Annotated in this window: 17 protein-coding genes and 1 rRNA gene; 16 read left to right on the top strand and 2 right to left on the bottom strand. The window is 52.3% G+C overall.

What is annotated here, in order from left to right; translation table 11 throughout:
• The first annotated feature begins 3 nt into the window (after nt 1-3).
• From M2108_RS04015 to M2108_RS03945, 15 genes are all read left to right on the top strand, one after another.
• A complete protein-coding gene (locus tag M2108_RS04015; RefSeq protein WP_277468286.1) occupies nt 4-747 on the top strand; it encodes a sugar phosphate nucleotidyltransferase in 744 nt (247 codons plus the stop codon).
• A gap of 20 nt (nt 748-767) precedes the next feature.
• Nucleotides 768-1316, top strand: a complete 549-nt coding sequence (rfbC, locus tag M2108_RS04010; RefSeq protein ID WP_277468287.1) for a dTDP-4-dehydrorhamnose 3,5-epimerase — start codon at nt 768-770, stop codon at nt 1314-1316.
• A 37-nt stretch (nt 1317-1353) separates the two neighbouring features.
• On the top strand, nt 1354-2376 hold the full coding sequence (gene rfbB, locus M2108_RS04005; RefSeq protein WP_277468288.1) for a dTDP-glucose 4,6-dehydratase: 1023 nt from the start codon (nt 1354-1356) through the stop codon (nt 2374-2376).
• Nucleotides 2377-2384: 8 nt separating this feature from the next.
• Nucleotides 2385-3248: a dTDP-4-dehydrorhamnose reductase gene (rfbD, locus tag M2108_RS04000; RefSeq protein ID WP_277468333.1), complete on the top strand. Its 864-nt coding sequence runs from the start codon at nt 2385-2387 to the stop codon at nt 3246-3248.
• Nucleotides 3249-3418: 170 nt separating this feature from the next.
• Nucleotides 3419-4381 carry a glycosyltransferase family 2 protein gene (locus M2108_RS03995; protein WP_277468289.1) on the top strand — a complete coding sequence of 321 codons (963 nt, stop codon included), beginning with the start codon at nt 3419-3421 and terminating at the stop codon, nt 4379-4381.
• A gap of 145 nt (nt 4382-4526) precedes the next feature.
• Entirely contained in the window at nt 4527-5480 is a 954-nt protein-coding gene (locus M2108_RS03990; RefSeq protein WP_277506096.1) for a glycosyltransferase family 2 protein, read from the top strand.
• A complete protein-coding gene (locus M2108_RS03985) occupies nt 5477-6877 on the top strand; it encodes an undecaprenyl-phosphate glucose phosphotransferase (protein ID WP_277468291.1) in 1401 nt (466 codons plus the stop codon). Before M2108_RS03990 ends, M2108_RS03985 begins: the two co-directional genes overlap by 4 nt.
• 102 nt (nt 6878-6979) lie before the next feature.
• A complete protein-coding gene (locus M2108_RS03980) occupies nt 6980-7846 on the top strand; it encodes a phosphatidylinositol-specific phospholipase C/glycerophosphodiester phosphodiesterase family protein (RefSeq protein WP_277468292.1) in 867 nt (288 codons plus the stop codon).
• Nucleotides 7847-8002: 156 nt separating this feature from the next.
• Nucleotides 8003-8710, top strand: coding sequence for a heptaprenylglyceryl phosphate synthase (pcrB, locus tag M2108_RS03975; RefSeq protein WP_277468334.1), 708 nt, complete (start codon nt 8003-8005; stop codon nt 8708-8710).
• A gap of 16 nt (nt 8711-8726) precedes the next feature.
• Entirely contained in the window at nt 8727-11090 is a 2364-nt protein-coding gene (gene pcrA, locus M2108_RS03970) for a DNA helicase PcrA (protein WP_277468293.1), read from the top strand.
• A 97-nt stretch (nt 11091-11187) separates the two neighbouring features.
• Nucleotides 11188-13200 (top strand): NAD-dependent DNA ligase LigA, encoded by a 2013-nt coding sequence (gene ligA / locus M2108_RS03965; protein WP_277468294.1) that lies wholly within the window; start codon nt 11188-11190, stop codon nt 13198-13200.
• A gap of 237 nt (nt 13201-13437) precedes the next feature.
• Nucleotides 13438-15159 carry an alkaline phosphatase gene (locus M2108_RS03960; protein WP_277468295.1) on the top strand — a complete coding sequence of 574 codons (1722 nt, stop codon included), beginning with the start codon at nt 13438-13440 and terminating at the stop codon, nt 15157-15159.
• A gap of 12 nt (nt 15160-15171) precedes the next feature.
• Nucleotides 15172-15891 (top strand): ABC transporter ATP-binding protein, encoded by a 720-nt coding sequence (locus M2108_RS03955; RefSeq protein ID WP_277468296.1) that lies wholly within the window; start codon nt 15172-15174, stop codon nt 15889-15891.
• Entirely contained in the window at nt 15888-17108 is a 1221-nt protein-coding gene (locus M2108_RS03950; RefSeq protein WP_277468297.1) for an ABC transporter permease, read from the top strand. The genes M2108_RS03955 and M2108_RS03950 overlap by 4 nt, the downstream gene beginning before the upstream one ends.
• 13 nt (nt 17109-17121) lie before the next feature.
• On the top strand, nt 17122-18135 hold the full coding sequence (locus M2108_RS03945; protein WP_277468298.1) for a hypothetical protein: 1014 nt from the start codon (nt 17122-17124) through the stop codon (nt 18133-18135).
• 88 nt (nt 18136-18223) lie between these two features.
• Here M2108_RS03945 and M2108_RS03940 read toward each other — a convergent pair whose 3' ends face one another.
• Both M2108_RS03940 and M2108_RS03935 read right to left on the bottom strand, forming a co-directional pair.
• Complete coding sequence (locus M2108_RS03940; protein ID WP_277468299.1) at nt 18224-19498, bottom strand: molybdopterin-dependent oxidoreductase; 1275 nt, start codon at nt 19496-19498, stop codon at nt 18224-18226.
• Between the two features lie 207 nt (nt 19499-19705).
• Nucleotides 19706-20962 (bottom strand): MFS transporter, encoded by a 1257-nt coding sequence (locus M2108_RS03935; protein ID WP_277468300.1) that lies wholly within the window; start codon nt 20960-20962, stop codon nt 19706-19708.
• Nucleotides 20963-21363: 401 nt separating this feature from the next.
• On the opposite strand from M2108_RS03935, the gene M2108_RS03930 reads away from it, so the two are divergent.
• Nucleotides 21364-21543, top strand: a 16S ribosomal RNA gene (locus M2108_RS03930); the annotation flags it as partial.

Genomic DNA, 21543 nt, shown 5'->3' with positions numbered 1-21543 from the left:
ATTGTGAAAGGCATTATCCTAGCCGGTGGCACAGGCTCCCGCTTGTACCCTTTAACGAAAGTAACAAATAAACACCTACTCCCTGTAGGTAAATATCCGATGATCTTTCACGCCATCTTTAAACTCAAGCAAGCGGGTATAGAGGATATACTGGTGGTTACAGGCAAAGAGCATATGGGCGATGTGGTGAACTTGCTGGGCAGCGGCAGCTCCTTGAATGTATCGTTTACGTACAAGGTACAGGATGAAGCTGGGGGAATTGCCCAGGCACTGGGATTGGCAGAACAGTTTGTAGGTTCTGATCAATGTGTCGTGATTCTTGGCGATAATGTGTTTGATGAGGATATCTCACAATATGTCAGAAATTTTGAGGCCCAGGGAGAAGGCGCCAAGATTCTTATTCAAAAAGTCTCCGATCCACAGCGCTTCGGCGTGCCTGAGTTGCAAGATAACAGAATTATCTCCATTGAAGAAAAACCTGAAACTCCTAAGAGCAATTTTGCCGTAACCGGCATATATATGTTTGACAGTAATGTTTTTAATATTATTAAAACACTCACACCATCAAACCGCGGCGAGCTTGAAATCACAGATGTAAACAATGCATATATTAAAAAAAGTCAGTTAACGTATGATGTTTTAGGCGGCTGGTGGACGGATGCCGGCACCCATGCTTCGCTTGCACGAGCTAATGAATTGGCCAAGGATATCCTTTTTGATGAAATCTTCGGTAAATTAAAACTATAAAAATCAGGAGGAGTTCAAGTATGAAAGTCACTCCTTTAAAACTTCAAGGTGCAAGCCTGCTCGAACCGGTGGTCCATGGCGACAACCGGGGTTTTTTTATGGAGAGCTACAATGAAGAGGTCATGGAAAAGGCAGGGGTAAACTTTCAGTTTATCCAGGACAATCAATCGCTTTCCGCAGAGGTTGGGGTACTCAGGGGTCTACATTACCAGTTGAACCCGAAAGCTCAGACTAAGCTGATTCGTGTCCTTTCCGGTGTTATTTATGATGTAATCGTGGATGTCCGCCGCAGCTCGCCTACCTTTGGGCAGTGGGTGGGTGTCATACTGAGTGAATATAACAAGCGTCAGCTACTGGTGCCCAAGGGTTTTGCCCATGGGTTCTGTACTCTTGTTCCGAGCACCCAAGTCCTGTATAAAGTGGACGAATACTATTCCCCAGAGAACGACCGCGGCATACTATGGAATGATCCGGCGCTCGGGATAGACTGGCCGGTTTCGAGCCCTATATTATCTGACAAGGATCAGAGACATCCATTGCTTAAAGATGCTGAACTGAACTTCGATTAATGTATCTCTATTTATATAACTTAAAGGTGGTCTAACAATGAAACTCCTCGTAACCGGCGGAGCCGGCTTTATCGGCAGCAACTTTGTAATATACATGCTGCAGCAGCACCCGGATTACCAAATCATCAATGTGGACGCGCTGACGTACGCAGGAAACCTTGAAAATTTGAAATCAGTCGAAGGAAACCCGAACTACACGTTTGTTAAGGCAGACATTACGGATGTTGCGGCGATGGATGCGCTGATTGGCCAGGGTGTGGATGTAGTGGTCAATTTTGCGGCGGAGTCGCATGTGGACCGGAGTATTCTGGAGCCGGACGTTTTTGTGAAGACGAATGTATTGGGCACACAGGTGCTGTTGGATGCAGCCAAAAAATACAGCGTAACGAAGTTTGTCCAGGTATCCACGGATGAGGTGTACGGAACGCTGGGAGCTACAGGTTTGTTTACTGAGGAAACTCCGCTTACTCCAAACAGTCCTTACTCAGCTAGTAAAGCTGGCGGGGATCTGCTGGTGCGTGCTTACCATGAGACCTTCGGATTGCCGGTTAACATTACCCGCTGTTCGAACAACTATGGCCCTTACCAGTTCCCGGAGAAGCTGATTCCGCTGATGATCTCCCGTGCGCTGAACGATGGCGCGCTGCCGATTTACGGCGATGGGCTCAATATCCGTGACTGGCTGTATGTGGAAGACCATTGCAGCGCGATTGATCTGGTTATCCATAATGGTGTTATTGGCGAGGTCTATAACATCGGCGGTAACAATGAGCGGACTAACATGCATATTGTGAAGACGATTCTGGAGGAGCTGGGTAAGCCGGAATCCCTGATTACTTATGTTCAGGACCGTCCGGGACATGACCGCAGATACGGAATTGATCCTACTAAGATTACTAATGAGCTTGGCTGGAAGCCGAAGCATACATTCGAGACCGGAATTAAGGAAACGATCCAGTGGTATTTGAATAATAAAGAATGGTGGACCCGCATCCAGTCCGGGGAATACCAGAAATATGCCGCGCTTCAGTACGGCAGCCGTCTGGGGGATTCCCTATAATGTCTACGCTGAAGGTGCTTGTTACCGGATCTGCGGGACAGCTAGGCCAGGATCTCGTACTGCTGCTGCAAAATCAGGGCTATGAGGTACTGGGCTGCGACCGCCAGGAGATGGATATCACGAATCTGGAGCAGTGTGTGGAAGTGATCGGCGGCTTCGGCCCGGATGCCGTCATTCACTGTGCTGCCCATACAGCAGTAGATGCGGCAGAGACTGATATTGATGCAGCCTATCTGATTAATGCTACCGGAAGCCGGAATGTGGCAGTAGCCGCTGAAAAAGCCGGTGCGAAGCTGGTGTACATTAGTACTGATTATGTTTTTGACGGGAATGGCACCAGGCCGTATCACGAGTACGATAATACCGATCCGAAGAGTATTTACGGCAAGTCCAAGCGGGCCGGGGAGATACTGGTTCAATCCTTGTCGTCGAAGTTCTTCATTGTCCGCACCTCCTGGGTGTATGGCAAATATGGCAATAACTTTGTGAAAACCATGCTGAAGCTCGGCCAGGAAAAGCCGCTGCTGCAGGTTGTTGATGATCAGAAAGGTTCTCCAACCTACACTGTGGATCTGGCCAATTTCCTGCTTGAATTGATCCAGACAGAGAAATACGGCGTATATCATGCTTCCAACTCCGAAGCTTGTACATGGTATGAATTCACGCAGGCGATCTTCGCAGAAGCTGAAGATATTCTCGGGCTTAAATTCACAGCCAGGCTTGAGCCATGCGGTACAGAACAGTTCCCGCGCCCGGCGCCGCGCCCGCGCTATTCTGTGATGGAGCATCTGTCCATCCGGACGAACGGGTTCCAGGATATCCGGCCTTGGCGTGAAGGGCTGAGAGACTTCTTGTTTGAAATGAAGGAATAGCAATCATATATGATAATATAATTTCAAAGCTCTCGGACCGTTTACAGCGGTTTGGGAGTTTTTTAGTTGCAGCTACAAATAGCAGACATCCCCCGTTTTCGTTATAATGGTGGAGTGCTGGTTGGAAATGCAAGATTTCTAATGAATTCAAGATTCGGGGTAGTTATATCATGAAGAACATCAAAACAGTCAGTGTACATATCGTTACCTATAACAGTGCAGATGATATTACAGAATGCCTCACCGCAGTGCTTGCCCAGGATTATCCTATAGATAGCATTGTTGTAGTGGATAATGCTTCCGGAGATGGCTCGGCTGCCAAGACAGCTGAATTTTACCGCAGTGTAAATCTGCCCAAGTCCAAGCCCGAGCTCATCCTCATCGAAAATAAAGCCAACACCGGCTTTGCCCCCGCCCATAACCAGGCTATATCTGCCACGGAGACCGATTATGTACTGGTGTTGAATCCGGATCTGGTGCTGGCTGCAGACTATGTATCCAGGCTCGTTACGCAAATGGAGAACAACCCGCTAATCGGCAGTGCGACAGGTAAACTGCTGCTTAAAGCAGACCCTTCCCTGGTTGACAGCACAGGACTGCGGATGAATAAGGCACGGCGGGCTTTTGACCGTGGAGCTGGAGAGCCGGCAGAGAATTGGACGGAATCAGGTACCGTATTCGGTGTATCCGGAGCAGCAGCAATGTATTCCCGTTGGATGATTGAGGATATCAGCGTTGACGGTGAGTTTTTTGACGGAGATTTCTTTGCGTACAAAGAGGATGTTGATGTTGCGTGGCGGGCTCAGTTGCTTGGCTGGCAGGCCTACTTTGATGCGGAAGCAACCGGTTACCATGAACGGGGCTGGAAGACAGCCGGACGGAGCGGCAAATCGATGTTTATCCGCAGAATTTCTTATATTAACCGCTATAAGATGATCTATAAAAATGAGCCTTCCCGCACTCTGCCGCTGACCCTGATCCGTGCTCTGCCGTATGAGCTTGCCGCACATGCGTATATGCTGCTCAAAGAGCCGGGGCTGATTAAAGCCTGGGCATCATTCCGGGCACAACGGACCGAGCTGAAACGTAAACGCCGTTATATACAGGAGAAGGCAGCCTGCAAGAGAAATTAGCAGATTAGCGGCCAATAAAGGGTTAAAATCTGGAATATTAGGATCATCTATGTAAAAACCTCCCTAACCGGCGACTGCCTATCAGGGAGGTTTTTATGTTATAATGTTGTCGATAGATTACTATATTTGTCAGGAGCGTAGTGAAGTGAATGTAGATGTAAGTATTTTAATTCTCAATTACAACACCTGCCGCCTGACGATGGACTGTATCAGGTCGGTGTATGAGTCGGATACGAACTTTTCCTATGAGATCATTTTAATAGATAATAATTCGCATGATAATTCAGTTGAGAAGATTAGCAGGGAATTTCCGGGTGTAACGCTGATTGCGAACAAGGAGAATGTGGGCTTTGCGCGTGGCAACAACCAGGGGATGGAAGTCGCATCCGGACGTTATGTGCTGCTGCTGAATTCGGATACGGTAATTCGCAGGGATACGCTGGAGACGATGGTTTCTTTTATGGACACCCGTCCTGATCTGGGGGCTTCGGGCTGCAAGGTGATTCTGCCGGATGGCTCGCTCGACAAGGCCTGCAAGAGAGGGTTCCCGACACCTGCGGCCTCCTTTTATTATGCGTTTGGCTTCAGCAGGCTGTTCCCGGACAAACCCAGGTTCAACGGTTACCAGCTGGGGTACCTTAGCCCGGATGAGGCGTATCCCGTTGATTGCCTTGTCGGGGCGTTCATGCTGGTCCGGCGGGAAACGATTGATAGAGTAGGCGGGCTGGATGAGGCGTTTTTTATGTACGGTGAGGACCTGGACTGGTGCTACCGGATAAAAGAAGCAGGCTGGGGGATTTACTATTATCCGCAGACTTCTATTATTCATCTGAAGGGCGGAAGCGCCCGCCGCAGACCGTTCAAGATTGTGTATGAGTTTCACAGAGCAATGATCTTATTCCACCGCAAGCATTATAGCAGGCAGTATAGCAGTATAATTAACGGAACGGTTTATGCCGGAGTCGCTTTCAAGTTTCTGCTGTCCCTTGCTGTTAATGCCCTGAGGGCACCGCGTCCGGTATCCACTCCGGCACAGAGTCTTACAGCTTCCGCTGAAGCGGGGCAACAGATTGAATCGAAGGCCGAGGTGAGATTATGATCCGCCGTAATCAGAAGTTTTTGACCCAGCTGTATATGGTTGCTGACTTTCTGGTAATCCAGCTGTCCTTTCTGGCAGCCTGGTGGCTGAAGTTCCGCAGCGGCTGGCTGGAGTCCTATAATACGCTCCCGGTGGAATCGTATGCTTATTGGAGCATCATGTACGGTGCCATTTCTGTCCTGATCGGGATTGTGCTCTCCCTTTATCTGCCGAAGCGCAAGAAGCGTTTTGTCGACGAATTTCTGAAAATCTTTCAAGTACATGTGATGGCCATCTTCATCCTGCTTGGCGTGATGTTCTTCCTGAAGGAAATTGACGTTTCCCGCCAATATCTGGCTATTTATATGGGCTTTAATATTCTGTCCATTATGCTGTACCGCTATGTGCTGAAGACAATGCTGAAATCCTTGCGCGAAAAAGGCTACAACCGCCAGTTCGTGCTGATTATCGGCGCAGGCTCGCTGGGCAAAAGATTTTACAATAACCTGATTCAGTACCCGGAGCTCGGCTATGAAGCAATCGGTTTTCTGGATGACTTCCATAAGTGGGACGGGATCGAGGAACAGCGCTACAAACCGATTCTTGGAACGGTGGATGAGCTGTCCGGGGTTCTGGATATGCTGCCGGTGGATGAGGTCATTCTGGCGCTGCCGCTGGATGCCCACTCTAAATATCCTGCCATTATTGCCGCCTGCGAAAAGGCAGGTGTGCGGACGCTGATCATCCCTGATTTCTTCGACTACCTGCCGGCACGGCCGTACTTCGATAATTTTGCCGGAATGCCGATGATTAACGTGCGCGATATTCCGCTGGATATGGCCGGTAACCGGCTGGCCAAACGGTCGTTTGATATTGTTTTCTCGCTGTTCGCCATCCTTATGCTGTCTCCGGTTATGCTGATTGTGGCACTGGGTGTGCGGCTTACATCGCCGGGGCCGGTCATCTTTAAGCAGGAGCGGGTGGGGCTTAACCGCCGCAATTTTATGATGTATAAATTCCGTTCAATGAAGATGCAGACAGATGCTGAAGTGGACACAGGCTGGAGCACAAAAGATGATCCGCGCCGCACCCGGTTCGGGACGTTTATCCGCAGAACAAGCCTGGATGAGCTTCCGCAGTTTTTTAACGTGCTGTTCGGCCAGATGAGTGTAGTGGGCCCGCGCCCGGAGCGTCCGTATTATGTGGAGCAGTTCCGTGACGAGATTCCCAAGTATATGGTCAAGCATCATGTGCGTCCGGGGATTACCGGGTGGGCACAGAGCAACGGTCTGCGCGGGGATACCTCGATCGAGGACCGGATCAAGCATGACATCTTTTATATCGAGAACTGGTCGCTGCTGTTCGATATCCGCATTATTTTCCGGACGATCCGCAACGGCTTCAAAAATGCCTATTAATTAATTTTATAACGATTCCATAGAAACGGTTGCCATCCTTGCTATAAGGCCACAGCCGTTTTTGCTTTTTCTACTCTGATTAATGCAAAGGAACCCTACTACATGGATAAAAGAAAATGGACCGCATATCTCATTATGGCTGCCGCCCTCAGCCTGCTGCTTGTGATTACATTATGGCCCCAGAAGGAGGAGCCGGCTGCCGGTTTTACTGCTCATAAGGTTATCGCCCATGCGATGGGCGGAATTAATAATCATACGTATACGAATACACTGGATGCTTTTGTTGCCAACTACGAGCAGGGTACACGCGTGTTTGAAGCGGATCTGCTGCTCACTACCGATGATAAGCTGGTTGCCCGCCATGAATGGACCGGAAACATGAGCAGGCTGCTCGGTCAGCTGGATGTGCTTCCGGCCGCCAGGCAGGGTGTCGTGCTCAGCTACGAGGAAGTGATGGACAGCCCGATCCTGACGCTCTATTCTCCACTCGATATCGACAAAATTATGGATCTGCTGGTTGCTTATCCGGATGCCTACATTGTGACCGATACGAAGGAGCTTGAGCCGGAGCTCGTAACCAGGCAGTTTGAACACATCGTTGAAGCGGCTAACCGTAAGGACCCTGCGCTGCTCTCGCGGATTGTGCCTCAGATCTACAGCCGTGATATGCTTGATGTGGTGAGGAAGGTCTATGCGTTTCCGGAAGTGATCTTTACGCTATATCAGTCTTACGACAGCGACGAACAAGTAGTTGACTTTGCCCGGGAGACCGGTGTGGAGATTACGATGCCGGTAACTAGAGCGACCAAGAGTTTCGTCCGTAAGCTCAAGCAAGCTGGAGCACGCGTCTATGTGCATACTGTTAATGATGAGGATGAGATCACGAAGCTGTCCCGGATGGGCGTAGACGGGTTTTATACGGATTTTGTCTCTGAGGAGGATCTAGGCCGTATGCGGGGTGTACGCTGAAAAAGCGGATGAGTCTATATTGAGGGAGATAGAGGTATAAATTCCAGCCGTATTTTTACCAAATCAGCTTGGTGAACAGACAGTTATATACTATAATTAAAAAGCGAAAAAACGTTCGTATTTTTGAAGGGTAAGGATGGACAACGGATGAATGAAATGCGGCAAATGATACAGCCGTGGCGGCATGTATTCAAGCTGGACCCGGACCGCGAGCTCGGGGATAGGGAACTGGATGCCATTTGCCGGTCCGGAACCGATGCAATCCTGGTAGGAGGCTCTACCGGAGTGACCTATGAGAATACCACCGGGCTGCTCTCAAGGCTGCGGAGCTATGAGCTTCCCTGTGCGCTGGAGGTCTCCGAGCTTGAGGCGGCTGTCCCGGGTTTTGATGTATACATGATTCCCATGGTGCTGAATACGCCGGACACGGACTGGATTCTTGGTCATCACCGCAGAGCCATAGAGCGCTTTGGCAGTCTGATCCCGTGGGAAATGGTGCTGACGGAAGGATACATTGTATTAAATGAAGACTCCTCTGTGGCCCGGCTGACAAACGCAGACAGCAGGTTAAGCGGCCGTGCCGCCGCTGCGTATGCGGAGATTGCAGACAAGCTGATGGGACTTCCGGTCGTTTACCTTGAATACAGCGGAATGTTCGGCAATATGGACGTTGTCCGGGAAGTGAGAGAGTCGGTAGAGCACAGCCAGCTTTTTTATGGCGGCGGTATTACCGGCGTAGCTGAGGCTGAACAGGCAGCAGCTCTTAGCGATACTGTCGTTGTCGGCAATATTATATACCGTGATGTACGGCAGGCGCTGCTTACTGTGCAGGCGGTTAAGAAGACGTTGAAAACAACTATTTGAAAGGAGCATGCCACCCATGCAACTTATTAACATACAGGATGCCGTAAGCCGGCTCAATCCACCGCAGCGTAAGGCTGTAGAAACGACCGAAGGGCCGCTTTTGATTATGGCCGGAGCGGGCAGCGGCAAGACCCGTGTGCTTACCCACCGGATTGCCTGGCTGATCGCGAACCGTATGGCACCGCCATGGGCGATTCTGGCGATTACCTTTACGAATAAGGCGGCCCGCGAGATGCAGGAGCGTGTCTCCAAGCTGGTCGGCGATGAGGGCCGGGATATCTGGGTATCTACCTTCCACTCCATGTGCGTGCGGATTCTGCGCAAGGATATTGAACGGATCGGCTTCACCTCGAATTTTTCCATTCTTGATTCTTCCGACCAGCTCTCCGTTATCCGCAACTGTATGAAGGATCTGAACATCGACACCAAGAAGTTTGAGCCGAAGGCGGTACAGGCGGCAATCAGTACGGCGAAGAATGAATTGGTAACACCAGCGCAGTATGAGCAGAAGATCGGCGATTATTTTGAAGGCCTTGTGGCAAAAGTATACACCAAATACCAGCAGCGGCTCAGAAGCAACAACTCGCTGGATTTCGATGACCTCATTATGAAGACGATCCAGCTGTTCAAGGAAGTGCCGGAGGTGCTGGATTTCTACCAGAAGAAATTCAAGTATATCCATGTCGATGAGTATCAGGATACGAACCGCGCGCAGTACATGCTCTGCCGGATGCTGGCCGACAGCCATCACCGGATCTGCGTAGTCGGCGACAGCGACCAGTCGATTTACCGCTGGCGCGGAGCGGATATTACGAACATTCTGAATTTTGAAGAGGACTATCCGGAAGCAACCACCATTCTGCTGGAGCAGAACTACCGCTCGACCTCGAACATTCTGAATGCGGCCAACGGCGTTATCGCCTTGAATACAGGCCGTAAACCGAAGAAGCTGTGGACGGACTCGGATGAGGGTGCCAAGATCAAAGTGTTCCGCGGCGATACCGAGCATGACGAAGGATATTTTATCACCGGAGAGATCAGCAAGAATGTTAAGCAGGGACAGGCGTACCAGAATCATGCCATTCTGTACCGTACCAATGCCCAGTCCCGTGTAATAGAAGAAATTTTGATTAAATCCGACATTCCTTATCAGATCGTGGGCGGGATCAAGTTCTACGACCGTAAAGAAATTAAGGATATCCTTGCGTATCTGCGGCTCTTATCCAACCCGGATGACGATATCAGCCTGGCGCGGATTATCAATGTACCTAAGCGCGGACTCGGGGATACTACCATTGGCAAGCTGGCTGTGGCGGCGGCAGAACGCAATGTCTCGATTTTCCGGGTGCTGCAGACCGTGGATGATCTCGGCTTTGCCGGCCGGACGCGCAATGCGCTGGTTGAATTCTATGACATGATCGAAGCGCTGCATCGGATGGTGGAGTTCCTGTCGGTGACCGAGCTTACCGAGAAAATATTGGAGCTGTCCCAGTACCGGCTGGAGCTGCAGAATGAGAATACACTGGAATCCCGCGCCCGGCTGGAGAATATTGACGAGTTCCTGTCCGTGACGATGGAGTTCGAGAAGAATAATGAAGACAAGTCGCTGGTCTCCTTCCTGACGGATCTGGCGCTGATTGCCGATATCGACAGCATGAACAACGATGAAGAGGACCGCAGCGATGCGGTTGTGCTGATGACGATGCACAGCGCCAAGGGTCTGGAATTCCCGACGGTATTCATCATCGGCATGGAGGAGGGCGTATTCCCGCACAGCCGTGCCTTCCAGGACAATGATGAACTGGAAGAGGAACGCCGGCTGGCGTATGTAGGCATTACGCGCGCAGAGAAGCAGCTGTTCCTCAGCTGTGCAAGAATGCGCACGCTGTTCGGGCGGACGACGGCGAACCCGCCGTCCCGCTTCCTGGAGGAGATTCCGGAGGAGCTGAAGGAGGACACCGTCCGTGAATCGGACCGCTTCCGGCGCGGAGGCGCGGAGGTAGGCGGTGCCTATGGCGGCCGCGGCTTCGGCGGCGGCGGCCGGGGGAACTTCGGCGGCCGCGCCACAGGCGGCGCCGGCACTTCGCCGGCTGGCGGACAAAGCGCCAGCCTGGGCGGCAGTACCGCGTCCGCTGTCCCGGGGACAGGACGCGTGAGCGTAACGACCGGCAGCGGCGCGCAGCGCGCTACGGGAGGGGCTGCGGCGGCGGCCGGCGAATTCAAGGCCGGCGACAAGGTGGCCCACGGCAAATGGGGCACCGGCACCATTGTGTCCGTGAAGGGCACCGGCAACGATACGGAGCTGCAGATTGCTTTTCCGGCGCCGGTTGGCGTGAAGCGGCTGCTCGCCGGATTTGCGCCGATTACCAAAGTTGAGTAACCGGCAGGGTTAGCGCAAGCGATTATGGAAAATAAAGAGATGTAGAAGTGTCGTTCTCTTGCTAGATACAATCCTTATAACGGAGGGATACGCCCGGATGGACGTTATGCATACCATGGAAGAGCTTGTTGCTGAGCTGAATAAGTACAATTATCACTATTACACCCTGGATGCCCCGTTAGTCAGCGACAAGGAGTACGATGTGCTCTACGATAAGCTGGTTCAGCTTGAAGCAGAGAGCGGTATGGTGCTCCCCGACTCTCCGACCCAGCGGGTTGGAGGCGAGCTGCTGAAGGGCTTCACCCCGCACCGGCACCTTGCCCCCCTGTGGAGCCTGGATAAGGCACAGAATATCGAACAGCTGCGGAGCTGGAATGCCCGTGTGCTGAAGCTGGTGAATGACTATAACACCAAAAATCCGGACAACCCGCTGCCTGAGCCCTGCTATGCGGTGGAGCTGAAATTTGACGGCCTGACCCTTAATCTCACTTATCAGGACGGCAGGCTTGTACAGGCTGCGACCCGGGGTAACGGGGTAACCGGTGAAGGGATCCTTGCCCAGGTCAAGACGATCAAGTCGGTGCCGCTCACTATTCCGTTTAAGGAAGGGCTGATCGAAGTCCAGGGTGAGGGGATTATGAATTTGTCCGTACTGGCTGATTATAATACACGAGCAGCCGAGCCGCTGAAGAATGCGCGCAACGGGGCTGCAGGTGCACTGCGCAATTTGAATCCGAAGACGACTGCCGAACGCAGGCTGAACGCTTTCTTTTATAACGTGGGTTATGCCGAAGGGGTACAGTTTGCCGATCATCAGCAGATGATGGATTTTCTGCGGACCAACCGGTTTAAGGTGAATCCTTATCTTACCTATTTCGATAAATTTGATGACGTTACGGAGCAGCTGGCGGAGATTGAAGAGAAGCGTGCCGGTCTGGATTACCTCATTGACGGTGCAGTTATCAAGGTGACGGACTTCCGGATCCGCGAAGCATTGGGCTACACGGATAAGTTCCCGCGCTGGGCGGTAGCTTACAAGTTCGAGGCGGAAGAAACGACCACCATTCTGGAATCGGTCAGCTGGAATGTGGGACGCACCGGCAAGGTGACTCCTCTGGCCCGCGTCGAAGCCGTAGAGCTTGCTGGCGTTACCGTGCAGAACTGCACCCTTAATAATATTGGTGACATCGAACGCAAAAATCTCAAGCATGCGCTGGGAACCCGCGTCTTCATCCGCCGCTCCAATGATGTCATTCCGGAAATTCTCGGCAAGGTAACGGAGGAGAGCGACGGCGGGGAGATTATTTTCCCTGAGAACTGTCCTGCCTGCGGCTTCCCGCTGGAAATGCGCGGAGCGCATTTATTCTGCAACAACAAGCTGGACTGCAAGCCGCAGATTGTCAGCCGGATCACTCATTTCGCCTCCCGGGATGCGATGGACATCGAGACCTTCAGCGAAAAAACCGCCGGCCAGCTGCATGAAGAGCTGAATGTGCGTGAGCCTGCAGACTTGTATGAGCTGACCTTTGAGCAGCTGGTCAAGCTGGACCGCTTTGGCGAGAAGAAGGCCGATAATCTGCTCAAAGCGCTTGAGGAGAGCAAGGGCCGGGATCTCGCTTCCTTCCTTTACGCGCTGGGCATTCCGAACACAGGCAAGGCAACCACCCGGATGCTGGCCGATCATTACCGCAGCCTGGAGGCTGTTATGAACGCAACCGCCGAAGAGCTGTCCGGTCTGCCGGATATCGGCGGAATCGTGGCGGAGAGCATCGTGAGCTTCTTCGCGGATCCTTTTGTAGTGGTGAGTATTAACCGTATGCTGGAGCTGGGTGTGCAGGCCAAAGCGCCTGAAGCGCCGCGCCAGGTCAGTACCAATTCCTTCTTCAGCGGCAAGACGGTTGTCCTGACCGGTTCCCTGCAGAAGCTGACCCGCGAGGAGGCAGCCGAGCGGCTGGAGGCACTGGGAGCCAAGGTGTCCGGCAGCGTATCCAAGAAGACAGATCTGGTTATTGCCGGCGAAAAGGCAGGCAGCAAGCTGGCCAAAGCCCAGCAGCTCGGCATTCAGGTCATCGAGGATGAAGAAGAGCTGATCCGTCTGCTGGAGCTGTAAGCGGCTTTAAACCAACCGGAAAAATAGCAGAATCATAGAGTCCTGTAATCCCGCTGTTTGGCAGGGGATGCAGGGCTCTTTTTATTTTTTACAAACCGTACCTTTCCCTGCAAGAAAAGCAATAATAAATATATGAACAATTGATAATTTAATACAACCGATTACTTATTTTGACAAGTAGTTAACCTTTCCAAGCTAAGCTATTTGTAAGAATCCCATAAGGAGGAAGGGTATACAATGAACAAGCTGATGAAGGGCATCATTTTTGGAGGATTGGCAGCAGCTGTGGTTTCAGGGGCAACACTTGCCGGAGCAGCGCAGGGTACAACGAAGGCAGGGGCAGCGGTAAACGCTAAGTCCAAAAATCTGATTGTGCTGATTGGTGACGGGATGGGCCCGGCCCAGATTTCCGCTGCAAGATATTTTCAGCAGTACACCAAGGGTGTCAGTCATCTGAATATCGATCCTTATTACGTAGGACAGGCTACTACATATGCAGACCGCGGTGAAGACGGCGGGAAGATTGTATCCGGTATCGTTACGGACTCCGCTTCAGCCGGTACTGCCTTTGCCACAGGACACAAAACCTACAACGCAGGCATCAGCGTATCCAATGAAGATGTATCCAAGCCCTTTGCCTCCATCATTGAAGCTGCTGAAAGTACGGGGAAAGCAACAGGGCTCGTAACTACGGCGCGTATTACCCACGCTACACCAGCCGTTTATGCCTCTCATGTCCGCAACCGCGATAATGAAGCGGCAATTGCCTCGCAGTATCTGGAGAGCGGTGTGGATGTGCTGATGGGCGGCGGAAAGCAGTTTTTTGTAACGAAGGAAGAGAAGGGCAAGCGTACGGACAAGAGCCTTATCCCTGACTTTAAAGCCAAGGGCTACACTGTGGTTGAGAATGCTTCTGCTTTAAACGCGCTCACCTCCAAAGATACCAAGGTGCTCGGCCTGTTCGGCAGCTCCCATGTTGCTTATGTCCCGGACCGGACGGCAGAAACACCGAGTCTTGCAGCCATGACCTCCAAGGCGCTGAATATTTTATCTGCCGATAAAGACGGCTTTGTCATGATGATTGAAGGCGGACGTATTGACCATGCCGGCCATGCCAACGATTTGCCGACGCTCGTCCAGGAGGCGCTCGACTTCGACGCCGCATTCAAGACAGCGATTGATTTTGCCAAGAAAAACGGTAACACCTCCGTCGTAGTCACAGCGGACCATGAGACAGGCGGCCTGTCCCTTTCACGCGATAACATTTATGAAATCAATATTGATCTGTGGAATAAGCAGAAGCATTCCTCCGAAAGCCTGGCGGCGGCTCTTGAAGCGGCGCAGACACCGGAAGAAATCCGCAGTATTGTAACATCAAATACCTGGATTACGGATCTTACCGATGAAGAGGTTACCCAGATTATGAACGGGGACGGCTCCTCGTACAAACGCGAAGGTGCGTACAACGCGGTCATTTCCAAACGCCTGCTCGTCGGCTGGTCCGGTCACGGGCACTCGGCGGTAGATGTCGGAGTCTGGGCATACGGGCCGATTGCGGACAAGGTGAAAGGACAGGTAGACAATACGCAGATTGCCACAGCAGGTGCGGGTATTCTGGGTCTGGACCTCAACAAGCGTTCTGCTGAGCTGCAGTCCAAATATCTGTATCCTAAGTTTAAAATCAGCCGTGACAACGAAGTGCTCTACCCGGCCGAAGCATTGGCCAAAGCGCTTGGAGGAACGTACAAAGGAGATGCTTCTGCCGCGAAGCTGGCGCTGAAGAACAATACCATTGAGGTCAGCCTGACAGGCAAGACGGCCAAGCTTAACGGCAAGACAGCGGCATATACAGTAGATGTGGATAATGGAGTGCTGTACCTCCCGCTCATAGCATTCAATCAGCTGACAGGCACAACCCTGAAATGGGATGCCTTGTCCGAACGGCTTGTCCTGAGATAGGAGTGTGACCGGGTGCTTCAGATTCAGGAGGTAAAAAAACAGTTCAAGGTTGACGGAAGACCGGTGCCGATTCTGGATATCCCTGAGTGGAATGTGGAAAAAGGAGAGCGTGTAGCGATTACCGGACCCAGCGGGTCCGGTAAAAGCACGCTTTTGCACCTGGTCAGCGGAATCCTGCGGGCTGATAGCGGCAGCATTATAGTGGACGGCCAGCCGCTTCACGAGCTGGCGGAGGCCAAACGGGATGCTTTCCGTGCTTCCCGCATCGGTTATGTGCTGCAGGACTTTCATCTGATTCCGTCTCTGACGGCACGGCAGAATATTGAGATTGCGATGACCGCAAGGGTCACGTCCAAGGAGCGCAGACGCGTTGTGGACGGCTGGCTGGAGCAGGTGGGATTGGCTGACCGCAGCCAGCACCGGCCATCCCAGCTGTCGCGCGGGCAGCAGCAGCGGATTGCCATCGTGCGGGCCCTGGTGAATCAGCCTCCGCTTTTGCTGGCCGATGAGCCCACGGGGAGCTTGGACTGGGAGAGCGCGGATGAAATATCCGCTCTTTTGCTTAAGCTCAGCATTGCCCACGGACATACGCTGATCGTTGTCACTCATGACCTCAATATGGCGGGGCGGTTTCCGCATTGCCTGAATATACAGGATGTGAACACCGTCCGCCGGGAAGCAATGCCGCTGCAGCGGCACAGTCCTGGGATAAGGGAGGAAGCAACAGTATGAGCCTGTTCAGACTGACGCTGCGCAACGTGCTGCACCGGCGTTTCCTGTCTCTGCTCACCGTCTGCGCTGTTGCCGTAACCGTGGCTTTTATTGTACTGCTTACCTTGTCCCGTGAAAGTGTGGAACAGGGGGCCAAAAAGGGCTATGGCCCTTTTGACCTTGTCATCGGAGCGGCGGGCAGTGAAACTCAGCTGGTGCTCAATACCTTTTACCATATCGGCGCCCCTACCGGAAATATTCCGCTTGCCGCTTTGGATCAGGCCAGACAGGATCAGTCTGTGGCTGAAGCGTATGCGATGACAACGGGAGACAACTATAAGGGGTTTCCGATCGTAGGGCTGGAGTCGGGGTACTTCTTTACAAGATACGGCGGTGCCAGATTGCAGGAAGGCTCTATGTATGCCCATACCGGTGAAACCATTGTCGGTTCATATGTTGCCAAGTCGCTGGGGCTGAAGGTAGGAGACACCTTTTCGGGAGCGCATGGACTTGTACAGGAGGAAGACCTTGAATCTGCGGAAGCTGAGCACGGTGAAGAGCATGGAGAAGAGCACGCCCACGGCAGCTTCCGCTACACCGTAACCGGTATCCTTCCTGAGCTCCATACCCCGGATGACCGTGCCGTATTTACAACGGTAGACTACGCTTGGGCTGTGCACGGACTTGCGCCAGAAGACAGGGAGATTACCGCAGTATTGGTTAAGCCGGCAAGTCTGCTTGGAGCCCACAACCTGAAGCAGGAGCTTGATGGTTCTAACGGAATCCAGGCAGTATACACAAGCAAGGCCGTATCCGATGTATTGAATGCAGTGGATCAAGGCTCCAGGCTGCTCAGTGTGCTGACGGCGATTTGTGTGCTGCTGGCCGGGATTTCGATCTTGTTATCGCTGATGGCTGCAGCCGGTGAACGTACCAAGGATGTCGGACTATTGCGTCTTCTGGGTAAATCAAGGGGGTACGTATGGCTGACCTTGACCTGTGAAGGCCTGCTGGTTACGGCCACCGGGCTGATCGCCGGCCTGCTGCTCGGTCATCTTGGCGCTTACCTGCTGAAGGATGCGCTGTTCGCACAGGCGGGCATCCAGATTCAGCCTTACCACTGGACACCGGAGCACTGGCTGATTGCTTTAGGCGCTATTGCCATTGGTCTGCTGTCCTCGCTCGGTCCGGCGTTCCGGATGTACCGGATGCATCCGCTTGCGCTGTTCAAATCATAGGAGGTACACCCAATTGATACGATTACAGAAAAAGCTGGTTCCTGCGCTAGTAGCAGCGCTGGGCATGCTGCTGCTCCAGGCATGCGGGCAGAATACGGCGGCTGAAGGCGAGGGGGAATCCTTTGCTGCGGTAGCGGAAGCTCCGGCTCAATCAGGCTTACCGGTAGACGCACCAGCGAGTCCGGTTGTGCAGATGCAAGCTGCAACACCGGAAGCCTCAGCTGCGCCTCCGGCAGAACGGCGATCTGCTACAGCTCTGCCGGCCGTGAGCAGCTCCGCTGCTGACAGCAAGTCCGGTGGCGAGGAAGTCCGGCAGAAGGAATCGGCAGCACCGTCCGCAGAACCAGCCGGTGCTTCAGCGGACGGGCAGAGCGGCAAGCCCGGAGCAGCTGCAGCTGACAACACCGCACCGGGGACACCCGAGCCGGCGGTTCGCCCGTCTTCGGCTGCAGCTGCTGCACCGAAGCCCGTCCGGGAACCCGGCGGCTCAATTCCTGTTACACCAGCACCTGCACCTGCGAAGCAGTCAAAGAGTACTGGTGCTGGCGGGAGCGGTATTGTGAATAATAGCGGCGGCGTGGAGCAGCCAGGTCATTCTGCACCAGTTCCAGCAGCAAGCCCTTCTCAGGCAGCAGCGGCTATTCCAGCAGAAGGCGCTCATACAGGGCTTGCCTCCATTGACTGGAACGGTTTTTTTGATGGCAGCGATCAGACGCGGCCCTCAGAGCACTTCTGGGACCTTAGCGGCAGCAAGGTCAAAATAAAGGGCTTTATGGGCGAGGTCCTTTCCTTTGAAAAAAACTGGTTTCTGCTCATCCCCGAGCCGGGAGCAGAATGTCCTTTCGATAATGGGGATGAAACCTACTGGAACAAAATCATGATTGTTTTTGTGCCTGGAGGCGACAAGCTCCGTTATACTTCCGGACCCCTTGAAATAACGGGGCGTCTGGATGTGGGCATCAAGATTGACGAATCAGGCTACAAAACCATGTTCCGGCTGTACGACGCCTCCTTCAAGAGTCTTTGAGTCAATGGAAGTGTTCCGGAAAACCTAAAAGCCTCTGTTCCCTTTACAGGGAGCAGAGGCTACTTGCGTCCGGTCTATAATCCTTGCGTCATACCCGTTTGGCACCCGGCAGCCAGGCGTCCTTATCGTATCCGCGCTGTTCCCAGTATCCAACGTGATCTTCGGCAATTAATTCAATCCGGTTGAGCCATTTAACCGATTTGTAGGCGTACATCTGCGGAGTCACCAGACGTACCGGTCCCCCGAGCTGATTCGGAATTGGCAAGCCATCATGCATTACTGCTACCATTACATCTTCCATGCGGGCCTGCGGCAATGTCAGGGAATCAGTGTAGACGCCGTCGCCGGAATACAGCTTGACCATTACAGCTTCATTTTTTACTTCTGCCATATCCAGCAGCTTGGATAGAGGGAGGCCCTCCCATGTGTTTTTATATACAGACCAGCCGGTCACACAGTGAAAATCACTGACCTGCACCTCGCGCTGCAGCTTAACGAACTCTTCCCAGGTCCAGGTGAACGGTTTATCGACCAGTCCATCGATGGTAAAGGACCAGTTCGAGTTATCGAATGCCGGAATATCGGTTACCGTGTAGATCCGGAAGCTGCCCTCTGCACCGCCGCCGATGGGCGGAGAAGAATCGGCCAGCGGCACGGGATCGGGAATAAGGGTGTTGGCGTTATCGGCCGCATAATCTGCAGTGCCGGGCAGCTGGAGGGACTTGCCGATCCACCGGACAAAGGTCGGGCCAACAGTAACGGCCAGGCCTGCACCGACCGCAAGCTTGATGAAGCCGCGCCGCGTGTATACAGGCTGGGGAGTACTGCCGGCTGCGGGATGCTTTATATCCGCTATAGCGCCGGAGTCAACAGGATTCCCTGTTTCTGCAACAACCGAACGTTTCCGGGGCTCCTTGAGCCATTTCACCCGCGTAATGGAGTGATAGATGATGACAGGCAGTCCAACCCAGGTAAGCAGGTCATGGATCCAAAGCGCCGCATTCGCCGCTCTTGGCCCGGCAAGCCGGAACTGCCATAGCACAATCCCAGATGCAAGCCAGCCGATAAGGAGGATAAGTACAAAGATAACATTTGCCTTTTGTGCCGTCTTTCCGTCCAGCCTTTTCCAGTGCTTGGCGGCAAGCAGCAGATAATAGATAACCGGAATAAGCAGCGTCAGCCCGAGGACAATGTGTGCCCATTTCAGCCATACTCTGCCCTCCCCCAACACCTCGCGCCAAAAACCGCCTACCAGCAGCAATCCGCTCACAGCCAGAAACAGTACAAGCCAGGCGTTCCACCGGTGAATCGAAACAAGCTTCTTGCCGTATCCTTTCCGGATGTTAGCCAGCATCTTTCTCAATGGATATTCCTCCTTCACCCTTCGAAGCTACCAGTTAGTTCAAGTTTGAATTAATTAATTGTACCGCAAAAAAACGCCGTTGAATAATCTGTCGTATATGTTGCGCCGCACATTCGAAAATCCGGGAAAAGGGATTAAAAAGCCCAGCCTGCTCTTGTCCGGAGAAGGTTGGGCAATTTAGAAGAATTAAATTTTGAAGGCGAAAAGTTATTCAGCGGCCCATTGCTCCAGCTTCTTGTCACCGGGAAGCAGGAGTGCGACCAGTCCGAGCAGCGGCAGGAAGCCGCAGGCTACAAACACAGTGGTAATATCGGTGTGATCTATCAGTTTCCCGATGACTAAAGAGCCGATACCGCCTAGACCAAAAGCCAGCCCGGTAATCAGACCTGAAACGGTACCGATATTCCCCGGATACAGCATCTGTGCGTAGACAACGGTTACCGAAAAGCTGGACAGGAGTACAAATCCGGAGATAATCAGCAGCACAGCTGCCCAAAAAGCATTGGCGAACGGAAGAATAAGGGCGAGCGGCACTGTACCTACCATAGAAAGGAGAATGAGATTACGCCTTCCGAAACGGTCAGCAAGCGGTCCGCCAAAGAAAGTGCCGACAGCTCCAGCAGCCAGATACAAAAAGATATATATTTGGGCGCTATCAAGCTTCATGCCGTAATGATCCATTAAATAGAAAGCATAGTATCCCCCGATCGAAGCCCCGTACCAGGAGCGTACGAAAACGAGAAAGACCAGAATAACGGTGGTCATAAATACTGCTTTCCGGCGTGCAGGGTCAATGGCGCCTGTTGAGGATTTCTTGCGGAACGTATACCCGGCATTCAGCATTCCGCGGTACCACCGGGCGACATAAGTCTGAATGACAATCCCGGCGGCGGCAAAAAGAGTGAACCCGAGCGCTCCGATCTGCCCGAAAGGAATGAACACCCCGTAGTTCAGCAGAGGACCCAGAGCCTGCCCCGCATTTCCGCCGACCTGAAAGATCGACTGTGAGAGACCTTTACGCTGTCCTGCCGCCATATGCGCCACTCTCATACCCTCAGGGTGGAAAGCGGCAGATCCCAGTCCAACAAATATAATAGAGATGATCACCAGAGGATAGCTGTCAGCAAAGGCCAGAAGAAAAACCCCTGCAAATGTACAGCACATGCCGAGCGGCAGCAGAATGGGTCTCGGTTTACGGTCAGCAGCAAACCCGATCACCGGCTGAATCAGGGATGAGGTAATATTCAAGGCAAAGGCAAGCCAGCCGATCTGGGTGAAGGACAGCAGCAGATTATCCTTGAGCGTAGGGAACAGCGCCGGGATTACTGCCTGAATGGAATCGTTAAATAGATGAACAAAGCTGATGGCCAGCAGAATCCTGTATATTGTGGCCTGCTGCTGATTACGTTGCTCCTTGGTCTCAAGAGCAGATGCAGGAATGCCCTGCCTGACGTTAGTATTCATTGAAACTCCTTTCCATACGAATATAATAAGAGGATTTCTGCAGAAGCAGTACAGGTTCTATTGTAGCCACTCTTATGGCATCCTGGGAATCAAATTATGCAGAGCAGCTGATGTAAATGAGTTTAAAAGTTATTTTGCGAAAAAAGCTTGCGTTCATTTGATCGGCATGATATATTATCTCTTGTGCTTATGAGACATCGACGCCAAGTAAACGGGCTTAGAAAAAATAAGTTGACAAGAAATAAAGAAATATGATATGATCTAATTCCGGTTGCAAAAACGAAAGTTGAATGCCGGAAGCAAGTTCTTTGAAAACTGAACAAATGGAACGCGTTAATTTTTATAAGATTCATTAAATGAATCGTCAGTTTCAAAATGAGCGAATCGCTCTTTTCAATACTTTATTGGAGAGTTTGATCCTGGCTCAGGACGAACGCTGGCGGCGTGCCTAATACATGCAAGTCGAGCGGAGTTTATCCTTCGGGATAAGCTTAGCGGCGGACGGGTGAGTAACACGTAGGCAACCTGCCCCTTAGCCTGGGATAACTACCGGAAACGGTAGCTAATACCGGATAATCCCT

Source organism: Paenibacillus sp. PastM-3, from assembly GCF_029893965.1.
Lineage (GTDB): Bacteria > Bacillota > Bacilli > Paenibacillales > Paenibacillaceae > Paenibacillus_AQ.
The sequence above is the reverse complement of the archived record's forward strand: the minus strand, read 5'-3'. Positions and strand labels throughout refer to the sequence as shown.